The organism is Streptomyces sp. NPDC002868 (assembly GCF_055563295.1).
The window spans coordinates 18,319-32,051 of the sequence record NZ_JBVHDR010000020.1 but is presented as its reverse complement, the minus strand read 5'-3'; the positions used below and the strand labels follow the sequence as shown (position 1 = coordinate 32,051).

7 protein-coding genes are annotated in these 13,733 nt (G+C 70.7%); 3 read left to right on the top strand and 4 right to left on the bottom strand.

Annotated features, from left to right (window positions below; all coding sequences use genetic code 11):
- The first annotated feature begins 3 nt into the window (after positions 1-3).
- Positions 4-2,166: a bifunctional serine/threonine-protein kinase/ABC transporter substrate-binding protein gene (locus ACZ3H8_RS35795; RefSeq protein ID WP_467408914.1), complete on the top strand. Its 2,163-nt coding sequence runs from the start codon at positions 4-6 to the stop codon at positions 2,164-2,166.
- Positions 2,167-2,256: 90 nt separating this feature from the next.
- Here ACZ3H8_RS35795 and ACZ3H8_RS35790 read toward each other — a convergent pair whose 3' ends face one another.
- Together ACZ3H8_RS35790 and ACZ3H8_RS35785 are read right to left on the bottom strand one after the other, a co-directional pair.
- A complete protein-coding gene (locus tag ACZ3H8_RS35790) occupies positions 2,257-2,865 on the bottom strand; it encodes a GOLPH3/VPS74 family protein (RefSeq protein WP_467408913.1) in 609 nt (202 codons plus the stop codon).
- Between the two features lie 491 nt (positions 2,866-3,356).
- On the bottom strand, positions 3,357-3,815 hold the full coding sequence (locus tag ACZ3H8_RS35785; RefSeq protein ID WP_467408911.1) for a DUF5709 domain-containing protein: 459 nt from the start codon (positions 3,813-3,815) through the stop codon (positions 3,357-3,359).
- 591 nt (positions 3,816-4,406) lie between these two features.
- Between ACZ3H8_RS35785 and ACZ3H8_RS35780 the strand changes: the two genes are divergently transcribed.
- Positions 4,407-7,361, top strand: coding sequence for a helix-turn-helix transcriptional regulator (locus ACZ3H8_RS35780; RefSeq protein WP_467408910.1), 2,955 nt, complete (start codon positions 4,407-4,409; stop codon positions 7,359-7,361).
- A 615-nt stretch (positions 7,362-7,976) separates the two neighbouring features.
- Entirely contained in the window at positions 7,977-9,635 is a 1,659-nt protein-coding gene (locus ACZ3H8_RS35775) for a GDSL-type esterase/lipase family protein (protein WP_467408907.1), read from the top strand.
- A 218-nt stretch (positions 9,636-9,853) separates the two neighbouring features.
- Here the strand turns inward: ACZ3H8_RS35775 and ACZ3H8_RS35770 are convergent, their stop codons facing one another.
- Positions 9,854-11,437 (bottom strand): serine/threonine-protein kinase, encoded by a 1,584-nt coding sequence (locus ACZ3H8_RS35770; protein WP_467408905.1) that lies wholly within the window; start codon positions 11,435-11,437, stop codon positions 9,854-9,856.
- Between the two features lie 331 nt (positions 11,438-11,768).
- Positions 11,769-13,727 (bottom strand): hypothetical protein, encoded by a 1,959-nt coding sequence (locus ACZ3H8_RS35765; protein ID WP_467408904.1) that lies wholly within the window; start codon positions 13,725-13,727, stop codon positions 11,769-11,771.
- Positions 13,728-13,733: the final 6 nt, after the last annotated feature.

Here is a 13,733-nt window from a genome sequence, read left to right as displayed (position 1 = left end):
TCGATGCAGCCGCTCACTGCGGGTGATCCGCCCGGTATCGGGGGCCACCGGCTGCTCGGCCGGCTCGGCGCGGGCGGCATGGGAGTGGTGTATCTCGCGCGCTCGTCGGGCGGCGCGCTGGTCGCGTTGAAGGTGATCCGTGCCGAGCACGCGGCCGACCCCGTCTTCCGGGCGCGTTTCGAACGGGAAGCGCGGGCGGCGAGCCGTATCTCGGGCCGCTGGACGACCACGGTCGCCGCCGCCGACCCGCAGGCCGATGAGCCCTGGCTGGCCACAGCGTTCGTCCCCGGGCCCTCGCTTTCGGAGGCGGTGTCCCGGTACGGGCCGCTGCCGGAGCCGAGTGTGCGCGTCCTGGGCGAGCGGCTGGCCGAGGCGCTCATCGAGGTGCATGCCGCGGGCCTGGTGCACCGGGATGTGAAGCCGGGCAATGTGCTGCTCGCGCTGGACGGACCCCGGCTGATCGACTTCGGCATCGCACGGGCGGTCGGCGCGACCGCGCTGACCGCCACCGACATGGTGATCGGCTCGCCCGGCTACCTTTCGCCGGAGCAGGCCCAGGCCGGCCGGTCGGGTGAGATCGGCCCGCCCAGTGACACCTTCTCGCTGGGTTGCGTCCTTGCGTACGCGGCGAGCGGCCGCCGCCCCTTCGGCACCGGCACTCCGGCGGCCGTGTTGTTCCGCACGGTGCATGAGGAGCCCGAACTCGACGACGTGCCTGGCCCGTTGCTGTCGCTCGTGACCGCCTGTCTGGCCAAGGACCCCGATACACGGCCCACCGCTGACGGCATACGGGCCGAGCTGGCCGGTTCCGGCAGCCGGCCCGGCGCGTGGCTGCCGTCCGAGTTGCTCCGGCTGATCGCGGAGCGCTCGGCGAGGGTTCTCGAACTGCCCGACCCCGAGCCGCAGGAGCCGACGCGGACGCACAACCGCGTCGCGGCGGCTCCCAATCGCCGCCGATTCCTTGCGCTGGGCGGCTCGGCGGCGACAACGGCCGCGATCGGAGGAGGCATCGCGGCTTATCTGGCGAGCCGCCCCGACGGGGGCGGAGACGGTGGACAGGTCTCCTCCGGGCCGCTGCCGCGTCACACCGTCGGCCTGCAGGCGGATCTGAGCGGCGGTGGCAAGACGGTGGGCCGCGCCCAGGAACGTGGCGCGCGTCTTGCGGTCGAGGAGTTCAACGCCCGAAAGGACCGGCCTTTCGAGCTGAACCTCAAGGTCCTCGACGACGGAGGAGAGCCGACCCGGGCCCGGGCCGCCGCTGCCCAACTCGTCGCGGACCGCGCGGTGCAGGCGGTCATCGGCCCCTCCTCGGTCGTCGCCGCGGAGGCCGTTGCGGCTCAGTACCAGAAGGCGCTGCTGCCCGTGCTGACAGTCTCCGTCAGCACAGACCGTGTCTCGAGTGCCACCAATCGCGCTTTCTTCCAGCTGAGTCCGGACAGCAGCGTTCTCACCCTGGCCATGGTCCACTACCTCACCGTGGTGACGAAGGCGGACCGCACGGCGATAGTCGAGGATCTGGCGGCCGGGAAGGCGGGCTGGGAGCTGGCCAACAGCATCCAGGCAACGCCCCCGTCCGAGGGCGTCACCACGGTGCATCAAGTGGCGGCGGCGAGCGACGATTTCGGGCCGGCCGTGGCTGCTTTGACGGCCGCCCGCGCCCAGGGCGTCGTCTTCGCCGGCACCTCACCGCACCGGGCCGCGCTCTGCGCCCGAGCGCTCCAGAAGGCGGGATTCAAGGGCGCCCCGATGGCAACCGGAGCCGTGCTGGAGCCGGCGTTTTTGTCCGAGGCCGGTACGGCGGCCGAGGGCTGGCTCTTCTCCACGGCCTTTGTCGACGCGGCGGAACAGCCGGGAGCCGAACACTTTGCCGCGGAGTTCAAGAAGCGCTTCCGGGTAATGCAGGTGGATCGGTACGCAGTTGAGGCGTACGACGCGCTGTTCCTCGTCGCGCAGGGTATGAGCGCGCTGGGCAAGGGCGGTGTGGAGCGCGGTGCGATGGTCCGCAGACTGCGGGAGCTCTCGTACAAGGGACTGGCGAAGACGATCGCCTTCGAACCGCTCACCCGGGTGATGCCGCCGCAGAGCGGCCAGTTCCTGTACCGCGTGGAGGGTGGCCGGGTGCGTTTTCTGGGGCACTACGCAAAGGTCAGGAGTGCGGGCTCCTGACCTTGAGCGCCGAGAGTCTGCCCGGCCTCAGCCCACAGCCGCTCGAAGCCTCTGCGGGGCTCACTCGGCACCCCCCCGCGCGTGCGGTCGTTATTCGCCTCGCCAAATGTTGTCGAAGGCCGCCCCGTCGATGGATCGCCGTTGCCGTTCGACTGCCAGTTCCGTCAATGCATCATTGACGGCGGCGAGCACTGTCGCCACCGCGTCGTCGGCCACGCTGGGGGAGTCTCCAGCCCGCTCGTCGCCGATCCCGACGGCCGCCGCAAGGGCGGCGAGGATGGGCTCATCCGATGTCCAGCGGTCCGCCGCCAGGCGGCGGGCCGGCGAGTCGGCCAGCACCATCCGGCTGGTCCCGAACAGCATCCAGCGGTGGCGTCGTTGTCGAGTGAGCTGCCCTTCCGCCTCAAGCGCGGCCAGATAGGCCGCGGACAGGCCGCGGCCTCTGCGCCACAGCCAGTCGCCGACCGACTCGTACGGCGCTTGTCGGGCAAACGACGACGCGGCCTCGTCCAACAGGCGGTCAGCTATTGCTTGCCCGTTGCCCGGCACGATGTGATCGCCGTCCAGTCTGATGGCTTGAGCGCCCAGGAGGTCGATCGCCTCGGCTCCCGCGAGCGCAAGCGACAGATCGCCTCGCTCCGGAGGGCTACCGGACGCCATGTCCATGGTAACGATCAACAGGTCTCGCGGTGTGGTCATGAATGGCTCCACGTCAGGGGCATCAGCAACCAGCCTGCCTCGGCGATTGTCGCTCGCGGTGACCACGCCTGTCAGTGAGGGACACGGCATTCCCCGGGTTGAACCCGTCCTTGCCGCGAGGTACAGGCGGCGCGGCAGGCCTGGCAAGTGCCGAGGCTCACGCCCGGGCAGCAGGCGAGCGTCGGCGACGCGTCGCTGAGCAGCTGGTCCGGCACCCGGCGTGACGCCGAGCGGCAAGGTCAGCTGCCGCTGTCGGCGGCCGCCGCGATCGCTGCACGGATTTGCTGCGCGTAGCCGGCGACCGTGAAGTCCGGCCCGACACCGTCAGCCAGGATCAGGTCACTGGCGGTTGTGGATGGGCCGCTGGGTCGGCACCACGATCCCGTCGGACGTCTCCTCATCACGGATACGCGTCCCCGGGCCCCAGGGACTGACCGCCGGATGCGCTGAGGGGGCCGCCGAGCGGCGCGGCCCCCGCAGCCTTGGGCGGATCAGGACTGCTCGGATTCCGGGATCAGATGCATCGCCGCCTCCTCCGCCGAGGCGGCGCCGTCAATGCCGACATCGGTAGCGATCAGATCCTTCTCCTGGTCGGAGTGGGTCCCCTCGTCAGGGGCCACAAGACGGCCTGCGCGGTCCGCCCCGACCTCGTCGTCGATCAGCTCGCCGTCGGTGTCCCAGACGTCCCCCAGCCCATCGCCCGTGGGAACAGTGACGTCCGGTGCCTCCTCGGCCAGCCGCTCATCAAGGCTCTCGCCCCGGCGCTGCTCCGCTGCAGTGGTGCCTACCCGCTCCACGGCCCACGGCCTCTCCGGCGGGGAGTACCCGTCAGAGAGGATCTGCAGCGCGGGATCCTCGAGCGTGTCCTCGGCGTCCAGCAGCCCGGCGTCGTCCTGTACCTCGGACCCGTCCGGCTGGTAGACCTCGTCGCCCATGGAGCTCTCGCTCATGTCTCCTCCTTACGGCTCCGTGCTTTCAGTTTCCGCCAGGCTGCGGCGCGGGGCGCCCCGTGGCGCCCAGGCAGCGATCTCGTGGTCCGTGGCCAGATGCAGGAACCCTGTTCGAAGCTCCTCCTGGCCTGTCCTTGAAAAGGTGGAGGGTGCCTGGGCCGGGTTGGTGGTCTCCGTGGATTTCCGCGTTGCGTATGCGGTAGGCGTCGCGGATCAGCTGCTCCAAGGCAGCGTTGGCGATGCGGTCGGTGGCGGTGATCGTGACGGTGGCTCGGCGCGGCAGTTGCGGCTGCGACGCGGCGACAGTCGCCTCTCTCGCCCCTTGCCTCAGGGTCATTTTGGCGTGTGCCTCAGGGGTCATTTTGGCGTGCGGTCACCCAGTGGAATCAGAAATTCCAGATATGCCTCCTTTGCTAAAGCTTGATGCCTGCGCCCTTGCGGCCTGAGTGAACTGCCATCAAGGATATGTATGCGCTTACAGGAGGCGCTTGCGTGTTCAGGGCTGCGGCGTTCCCAGGGTGCCGCCGTAAGGCAGCCCGTTGCGCGTGATTCGTTCCGCAGTGGAGAACTCAGAGGAGAACAATGTTCGCCGTGCCGTCACTGGGGACCGATGGCCCCCTGGTCGGGCGGGAAACGGAGACGGCCCGGCTCGCGGGGATGGTGGAGGCCCTCGGGTCCACGCGGGGCGCTGTGCTGGAGATCGCGGGAGATCCTGGCATCGGCAAGACCCGGCTGTTGGGTGTTCTGGCGGAGCTGGCCGAGAGGCGCGGAGTTCGGGTGGCGCGAGCCCATGCCACGCGCCGGGGCACTGCTCCGTACCAGGTGTTCCGGGACGCTTGGGGGGACCGGTCAGGCCTCTGCCGGTTTCCGGCTGCCGCCGATGGTCTCGGCGCGACTCCACCACATCAGCGGCCGCTGGCCGTCAACGGATCGCTGTTCCACGCCATTCGAACCCTTCTTGCGGACTGGGCAGTCGAGGGGGGAGGAGGCCTGCTGCTGCTGGACGACTTCCACCTGTGCGACGAGGAGTCGGCGGCTCTCGCCGCCCAGCTCATCCGCACCCCCGTGCCCGGTCCCTTCCTCCTCGCCATGGCACACCGCCCCCGGCAGACCCCCGCCGCGCTGCTTGAGGCACTGGACTGCGGTGCGCAGACCGGATCCGTGGTGCGCATCGAACTGGCTCCGCTGGACCCCGGCGCGGTGGCCACGCTGCTCGAAAGCTGGCGGGTGGGCGTGGGCCCTTCCGCCTTGCCGGGCATGGTGTCCAGCGGTGAGGCTTTGGCGGGCGGCGGCGGCTCGAATGGGCGGCTCGACTCCAGCGCGTACGCCGGGCCGTTGTATGACGCTTCCGAGGGCACCCCTCGCAGTGTCCGGATTCTCGTGGCCGCGGGGTGGCAGCCCGACGGGTACCCGGAACGCCCTGGTGCCGACAGGGACGGGCTGCTGCGCGAGGTGGCGGGGCTGACCGCAGAGCTGGATGCGCTCACTCCGGACGCAGCTACGGCCGCAGACGCGGCGGCCGTTCTTGGCGACCTGTTCTGCCCTGCGGACGTCGCGGAGGTTTCCGGACTCGGTCTGGACCGCACATTGGTTGCCCTGGCCGAGCTCAGCCGCGGCGACGTGGTGCGACCGCTGGCGTGTGGCGGGCGGTTCGTCTTCCGTGACCGCGTGCTGCGCCATGTCGCCCATGAGCGTGCGGAGCCTTGCGTCCGGCTTTCGGTCCACCGCCGGGCGCTGGAGTTGTTCACCCGACGCGGTGCCTCCGCCGCAGCGCGGGCCCGGCACGCCGAACATGTCCTGGGCGCGGACAGCACCGCGGCCCTGAATGTACTGGCCGAGGGCGCAGCAGAGGTCATTGCCGAAAACCCCGGTACCGCGGCCCGGTGGCTTCGCCTGGCGCTGCACTCCCCGCCGGGCCAGGACCGCAACAGCCCGCCACGCACCACACTGATGCTCGCCTGCTGTCGCGCCCTGTCCGCCGCCGGACGTCTCGAGGAAGCCCGCGCCCTCGCCCATGAGTTGCTGCGCGACCCCTCGAACCTCCCCGCGGACCTGCGGTTGAGTACGTACGCTGTCTGCGCCGGGGTTGAGCGGCTGCTCGGCCGGTACGAAGAATCGGAGGCCTTGGCACGTACCGCCCTCGATCGGCTGCCGCGGCCCCTGCCCGCCCAGGCTGCCGAACTGGCCTTTCAGTACGGACTGGTGCACCTGCTGCGCGGAACCTACCAGCGGGCACGCCCGACGGTCCGCGAGGCTGTGCGGGCAACAGCGAAGGCCGACGATCCCGCACACATGGAGCTTCGGGTCCTCGCGGCATGCGGCGACGCCTACCGCGGAGACCTGACCACAGCCGCACCCGAAGCCACCCAGTTGGCCGGGCTGGTCGACGCCCTGCCGGACGCCAGGGTGGCACGTCCCCCGGAACTGCTCGCCATGCTCGGTTGCTCCGAGCTCTACATGGAGCGCTTCTCGGACGCGTCCCGGCATCTGCGCCGGGGACTGACGATCGCCAGTGGCGGCGCGCAGCAGCGCATCATGATGCATCATCAACTGTGGCTCTCCACTCTCGACCAGTGGACCGGGCGACTGGACCGGGCCGAGCACCGGGCACGGGAGGCGGAAGGCCTCGCCCGCGCCATCGGGGCGGACGACGCGGTGGGGCTGGCCATGACCATGCGTGCCTCCGCGCTGATGTGGGCCCGAGGACGACGGGAAGCGGCCGAGATCGTCGCACTCGCCGAGCAGGGCGCCCGCAATACCTTGCCCGGCCGGAACTGGTGTGTGAGCTCCGCGGCCGGCCTGCTGGCCCAGATACAGCTGATGAACGGCGACCCCTCCGGCTGCCTGCGGACCTTGCTGGAGCAAGGGGGTGGTGAGAACCTTCCGCTGCTCCAGCGGCCGTTCCGCCCCTCGCTGCTGGCCATGCTGTCGACGGCGGCGCTCCAATGCTGCGACGTCGGCGCCGCCCGCCGCTGGGCCCGGCACGCGGACGCGGCGGCGGAGCAGCTGGGACTGCCCGTCCAGCAGGCGTACGTCCACCAGGCGCGGGCCCTGCTTCATGTTTCGGACGGCGAACACGACGCTGCGGCCAAGCTGTTCGAGCAGTCGGCGGAGGCTTTCCGGCTCGCCGGGATGCCGGTGCAGCACGCCTGGACCCTGGTGACCGGAGCCCGCTCAGCCGAGGCGGCGCACGGCCCGGCGACCGCGGTGCAGTGGCTGGACACGGCGATGTTCGTGTCCCGGACTTGCGGGGCACTGCGCGTCCGGGAGCAGGGGGTACGGGTGCGGGGCAAACTCGGGACGCGCGGGTCGTCCCGCTCCTCAGCGGCCGCCATGGGGCCGGCGGAGCTGGGCCTACTCACCGAACGGGAGCGCGAGATCGCCCAACTAGCGGCTGCGGGCAGACGCTCGCGGGAGATCGGGGAGCAGCTCTTCCTCAGCCCCAGGACGGTGGAGACCCACCTATCCCGGATCTACCGCAAACTCGACGTCTCCTCCCGCGCCGCCCTGGCCCGCATCCTCCACCGTGCCTCCGTCGACCACTGATTCCGCGACGGCTCCGGCTCCGTTTCCTCGCGGAGCAGCCGCACACATATGCCACCCATGGAGCCGCCCGGGCATGCCCGCCTCACCGTAGGTATGGCCCAGCTTGCGGGCTTCCAGTTCGAGTTCTTCTGCAGGCGCTGCCACGACCAGGCGCTCGGCCTTCGAGCCGTTCTGGATGAGTCAGGCGGGCCAAGCTGGGTCAACAAGGGTGTGAACGGGGCCTGGATCCTGTGTGGGGGCTTTGCCACTGGCAATCCCCAATGCCGCCGAGGCGTGGTCGGCACGAGCTCGGGCGGCTCCCGGAACACCGCCTTCCAACCGGCCGAGGGTCCCACGGACCAGCTGGGCATCGGCAGGCTTCCAGGCCACGAGCGGCCTGTGACGGCGAGTGGATGACGGCGAGTGGATGACGACGAGCCGGACGGTGTCGGCGGCAGTCGAAGTTGTGGGGTCTTCCCCAATGCTACGGGCCTGGTTGGCAGAAGAGACTCTGCGTGAGCCCGGGGCCGGATCGTTTCCCCGAGGCTCCCAATTCATGCCAACCCCCCAGGAGAGGTCTGTTCTGTGACCAAACGTCATGGGCGTCATGCCCGACCGAAACGCCACAACCCGGTCGTGCGTCGCGCAGCGATCGTCAGCGGCCAGGCGATCGGAGTCTCCGCCCTGCTCGGGTCGCTCGCCGGTACAGCCAATGCAGCGCCCGGCGACCCGGGGCACGTCCGCATCACCGTGGTCGGTGACTCGTACACCAGTGGCGAGGGTGCTTCGGCGGGTACGTACAAGACCGTCCAGGTGACAGGAGCCGAGGGCTCGGTCCTGAATCAGGTCGACCCTGCCCATCAGTCCGCGTCCGCCCCGACTCTCCGGGCCATCGACAAGATCGCGCAGGAGAATCCCAATGTGACGTTTGATGTGACGTTCGTACCGGTCTCGGGAGCGACCCGCGCCTCGTTGTACGAGACGGTACGGCCGGGGACGGAGTTCGAGCATTCGCCTCAGATCGACGCGGTCAACGGTGCCAACATCGTGATCGTCGGCGTCGGCGGCAACGACGCGGGGTTCGGCAACCTGGCGCAGACTGTGGTCACTTCTAGGGAGTCGACCACGGAGCAGAGATTTCCCGGCCTGATGGGACCGCTGCAGGACGGGACGTACCTCGAGGCGCAGGCGGCGGTGTACCAGGACATCGCCTCACGGGCCGCCCCGGGCGCCACGATCGTCACCCTCGGCTACCCGAAGGTCATGCCCGACACCATCCCCGGCGGCTCTCCCTCGCCTGTGAGCGAGTTGCTGATCAGCAACCGCGAGGCCCAGTTGGTCAATGAGTTCGGGTCGACCATCAACTCGCTGAACCAGCAAGCGACCCAACTGGCGGCGCAGCAGACCGGTGCCAACGTCACGTACGCGGATGTGTCTCAGGCGCTGTCCGGGCACGAGCTGTTCTCACCGCAGGAGGGCCTCAACGGCCTCGACTTCCTCAACGTGCAGGGTTCGTACCACCCCAACGACCTCGGCCAGGCACTCATCGCCAACACTCTGACTCCGGCGGTGAACGGGGCGGTCATTCACGAGCTGGGCAACCAGGGACTCGTCGGCCCGCCAGCCCCGGAGCCGGACCCGCTGCCACCCGTCGACCCGGCGCCGGAGAACCCTCCGGCGCCGCCGGACCTGGTGGTGCCGGACCCGATCACGGACCCGATCACGGACCCGATCACGGACCCGATCACGGATCCGGTTGTGCCGGATCCTGTGGTGCCGGACCCCATCACGGATCCGGTTGTGCCGGATCCTGTGGTGCCGGACCCCATCACGGATCCGGTTGTGCCGGATCCTGTGGTGCCGGACCCCATCACGGACCCGGTTGTGCCGGATCCTGTGGTGCCGGACCCCATCACGGACCCGGTTGTGCCGGATCCTGTGGTGCCTGATCCTGTGGTGCCTGATCCTGTGGTGCCGGATCCTGTGGTGCCTGACCCTGTGGTGCCGGACCCGATCACGGACCCGGGTTTCTCCGACCCGGGCTTCATGGACCCGATCACGGATCCGGGCTTCACGGACCCGGGCTTCACGGATCCGGGCTTTTCCGATCCGGGCTTCATGGACCCGATCACGGATCCGGGCTTTTCCGATCCGGGCTTCATGGACCCGATCACGGATCCCGGCTTCACGGATCCGGGCTTTTCCGACCCGGGCTTCACGGATCCGGGTTTCTCCGACCCGGGTTTCTCCGACCCCGGCTTCACGGACGTGGGCTTCTCCGACGCGGGCTTCTGACCCAGGAGAGACGTCCCAGCGTTCTGACCCGATCACGGCCCGCGTGCCATCCGGCTGCGGGGGCGTGAGCTGAATACCCTGCGCTGCAGGCGTGCGCGGATCGCGTGTGAAAGTACGCGCGATCCGCGCCGACACGCGGGCGATCGTCAACCTGGCCATTGCCCTACGGGAGTTGCAGGACACCGCCGGTGCCGAGGAGGCGGCCGTCGACTGGTCTGTTAAGGCATCGTGCTGGATCGGGGCCGGAAGTAGGTGCCGGACGACTGTTCTCCGGTGACCGTGGCGACACAGCGGAATACGCGCAGACCGTCGGTGTATTCCGCCTGCGAGGGCGGAAGCACATCGACAGTCCACCCGGCGGGGGCGATCTTCAGTGCTTTACCCAGCCGGGACTTCGTCATGACGTCGCGTGAGCAGAGCTTGCGCACGTCCGGGTGGTTCGCCAGTTCCTGCTGGTTGATGGTCATTCCGTCCGAGGGCAGCGGGGCGATGGCAAAGGTCTCCCACGGGTGCTCAACCGTGCAGTCCGAGCGGTTGACGCTGACGATTCCGGTTATGACGACCATGCCGCCCCAGCACTCGGCGGTTGTGGTGCAGCGGCCGTTCACACCGTCCACCGATGCCGCCGGGCAGTCCTTGGTGGTCGTCGGCACCTTGAAAACGGTCTTGGCGGACGATTTCTGGCCTTCGGAAGTCGGGCCTGCTGTGGATGTGCGAGAGGGCGAGGTGGGCTCATTGGCCGACTGTTGGTTCTGGTGGGCCAGCACTCCGGCCGTGCCGAGAGCGGCCGCGACCAGTGCCAGGACCGGGACGACCAACCGCAGGCGGAGACCCTTCCTCCCTCGGCCCGCAGTCACGGCGGGCTGCGTCTCCGCGCCACTTCCTGAACGCAGAGACGGAAAACCCTGTGCCGCCTGCGGCAGCGGGAGATTCCCGCTCGCCGGGGTGGACTGGATGTACGGGGCGGCGGGCGCCGTGGTGTTGTGGAGGTCGAGGCCGGCAAGGGCGTCCCGCAATGCCTCGGCGCTCGGCAGGCGGTGAGCGGGGTCCGGGGCCATGGCCTGCCTGAGGACCTCGGTCAGCGCAGGGGGTGCGCCCGGCAGGTCGGGTATGGGCAGGCCGTGCCGCGTGATGAGTTCCGCGATGCTGAGGCTGCCCTCTTCGGGGAAGTGGGGCGGGCGGCCGAGCACAAGGGCGTAGATGGTCGCGCTGAGCGAGTACACGTCCCCAGCCGGCGTTGGATCGGTCAGGAGGAATGCCTCCGGCGGGGCGTACGCGGGGGTCAGCGCTTCCCTCGTCACCGACAGTTCGTGCCCGGGTCGCGGCATGGCCGCGAGCCCGAAGTCAGCGAGAGCGACCCCGCCGTACTGGTTGATCATGATGTTGCCCGGCTTGATGTCCCGGTGGAGCACTCCGGCGGTGTGCGCCGCGGCCAACGCGTCGGCGATGCGCACACCGACATCTCGCGCCTCCTGCACAGGAAACGGACCGTGTCGGTGGAGCCGGTCGCCCAGAGAACCGCCCTGGCACAGTTCCAGCACCATGTACGGGCGGCCGTCGGTGAGTACACCGGCGTCGTACACCGCGACCACATGCGGGTGGCCCGACAGCTGTCCGGCCGCGGTGACCTCGCGCATGAACCGCTGCCGGTCGCGGGCGGAGGACAGCACACGGCTGTCTATCTTGAGCGCGACCTCCCGGCCCACGGCGAGCTGGCGCGCGCGGTACACGGTGGCGAACCCGCCCTGACCGAGGACTTCGACGACCTCGTATCCGGGCAGGTCCACGTGTTCGGTCCGCATCTTCGTATCCCCCAAGAAGGCTCCCCCGGCTGTGTGGACGTGCCGTGCATCAGGGGTAGAGCGAGACTGTAACCCACGCCGCCGACCGGGCATCCATTCCGGGCTGAGCCTCTCAATCGGTCCTTGTCGGAAGCATCGGTAGAACTACGTAGCCGGGTACGGAGGTTCGCCGACCGGCCACGGGTGAACTGTTCTTTCCGGCCGACCTTTGCGAGGCATCGCCGGCGCCCGGCCACCCGCTTGGGGGCGGCCGGACACTGCGCAAGGTGTTCCGGGGTGTTACTGACGTTCGCCCATCGCGGGTGACGCGGGCCGGTGCGGCTGGGCCCGGTCAGCCGACGGTGTGCCAGGAGGCCCGCACCAGCGCACGTTCGGTCGCCGCGAGGTGTACGGCCGTGCCGAGCCACGCCCAGGCATAGCGGTCGGTGTCGGGGTCGGTGAGCCGGCCGAAGGCGTCCCGGCCACGGCGGTCCGCCTCGGCAGCGAGCTGGGCGGCCAACTCGGCGGCGGCCTGGAAGCCCGCGCGGCGCAGCGGCGCGAAGCCGTCACCCCCGACGGTGCCACCGGTGCGTGCGAACTCGCCGACCGACCGGCGGCCTCCGGCGACGGCCAGTTCCACCAGGTGGCGAAACCGCCACAGAGGGGCGCCGGCCATCGGGTCGGCCAGGGTATGCGCGAGCGCGGGCATGGCAGGACACGCCTCGCGCGGCGGGAGATGCGAGCCCTGGAGGCGGTCGTATCCCAGATCGGCCCGGTCCAGCCAGCCTGCGGGCAGGCGCAGGGTCGCCTCGGCGTACGGCACCGGGCCGACGGCGAGCGGGCGCAGGGTCGTGGCCCGGTCCGGGTCGAGCCGTCCGAGCACGCGTATCCGGAGTCCGGGGCGGGAGGCGAGCTGCTGGAGGTTGGCCGTGTGGGCGAGATCAGGGTGCCCGCTGGCGGGCACCAGCCGGATCAGGGGACCGGTCGGCGTGGCCGGTGAGCCGTCGATGGAGGGAGCCTGCTCCTGACCGGGTTGCAACTCGTGCGCGAGGAGGTGATCGCCTGCGGCTCCGGCCACCACCATGTCGCAGCCGACGAGTTGCCCGACCGCCTCCGCCCGCTCCGGGCCGTCGCCGGGCGATGCGGACAGCAGCGCGGCGACTGCTTCGGCCAGCGGGCGGGCGAACAGGGCGGCCATCGGCCCGGAGGACCAGGGCAGGCCCGCAAGCGGAGTGGCTCGTACGCCGCGGCCGGAACCCAGGCGGCCGTCCGGTGAGACGGTTGCCCCGGTGACCAGCAGGCCGCCGCGGGCGAGTTGGGCGTGGTCGAGGGTGGCCGCGCCGAGGGCGACGGTGGCGGTGGCTGCTCCGCGGGCGCGGGCGGGGCCGCCCGGCTTGACGTCGGCGACCGAAAACCACCGGCCGTCCTCAGCGAGGAGGTGGGTAACGACGCCGCCGTACCCGGTGGCGCTGATCACCGGTTCGCGGCAGACCCCGTGGACCCGGAGACTGCCGCCCGGCTGGTAGCCGCGGCGGGCCGTGCCGGTCAGGGCCGGGTCGGGCTCGGACGTTGCCAGCAGCCCCGTGGTGAGCAGCAGTTCGCGCAGTGCGGAGACCAGGTCGGCCAGGCGGTGGCTGTCGTGCCGGGCGCGGGCGCTGCGCAGCCCGCGGACGACGCGCAGCGCGGCGGCCTCGGCCCGGTGAAGTCCGGCCAGCCGGGCGGTGTGGGCGGCGCGCAGCAGATCGGCCTGCGGCACCGCACCCGCGGCGGGGACCCCGGCAGCGAGCGCGGCCGCGGCGGCCGACCACAGCCCGGCTGCGGCGGCCACTTGGGCTGCGGTGGGCCCTGCGCCCCCAGGGTCGGCGGGCACGGTGCCGACGCCCGCCGGGGACGCGGACGGGCTGCCCGTCGGCGCGTACGGAGCCGGGGAGTGGCCTGATGCCACGCCCCGGTCTGATGCCGCGCCCCGGACTGATGAACCGTCATCCGGAGGAGCGGTCGGCGCCGGTGTGGTGTCGGGGTCGGCGACCGGGCAGGCGCTGAGGACGGCCGCGCGGTGCAGGCAGCGCGGGGCGAGCAGGCAGGTGCAGCGTGCCTGGTCCGCGTCGGTGACTGTGCCGGACGGTCCCGGCGCCAGGGTGACCACGGCGTCCTCGCCGCAGCTGATGCTGACCGTGTCGCCGTCGGCGCTGGCGGGGGCAGCGGCGTACAGCTCGATCGCCGCGTCCAGCTTCTTGCGCAGCCGGGCACTGAGGTTCTCCACGGCGGCGGCGGTCACGTCCGGGGCCACCGGGGGGAGCGGAGTGGTCATGGTGGG

What these genes read in the sequence shown, in the direction of transcription:
- ACZ3H8_RS35765 (WP_467408904.1), bottom strand. Translation starts at nt 13,727, where the DNA reads ATGACCACTCCGCTCCCCCCGGTGGCCCCGGACGTGACCGCCGCCGCC.
- ACZ3H8_RS35770 (WP_467408905.1), bottom strand. Translation starts at nt 11,437, where the DNA reads ATGCGGACCGAACACGTGGACCTGCCCGGATACGAGGTCGTCGAAGTC.
- ACZ3H8_RS35795 (WP_467408914.1), top strand. Translation starts at nt 4, where the DNA reads ATGCAGCCGCTCACTGCGGGTGATCCGCCCGGTATCGGGGGCCACCGG.
- ACZ3H8_RS35790 (WP_467408913.1), bottom strand. Translation starts at nt 2,865, where the DNA reads ATGACCACACCGCGAGACCTGTTGATCGTTACCATGGACATGGCGTCC.
- ACZ3H8_RS35785 (WP_467408911.1), bottom strand. Translation starts at nt 3,815, where the DNA reads ATGAGCGAGAGCTCCATGGGCGACGAGGTCTACCAGCCGGACGGGTCC.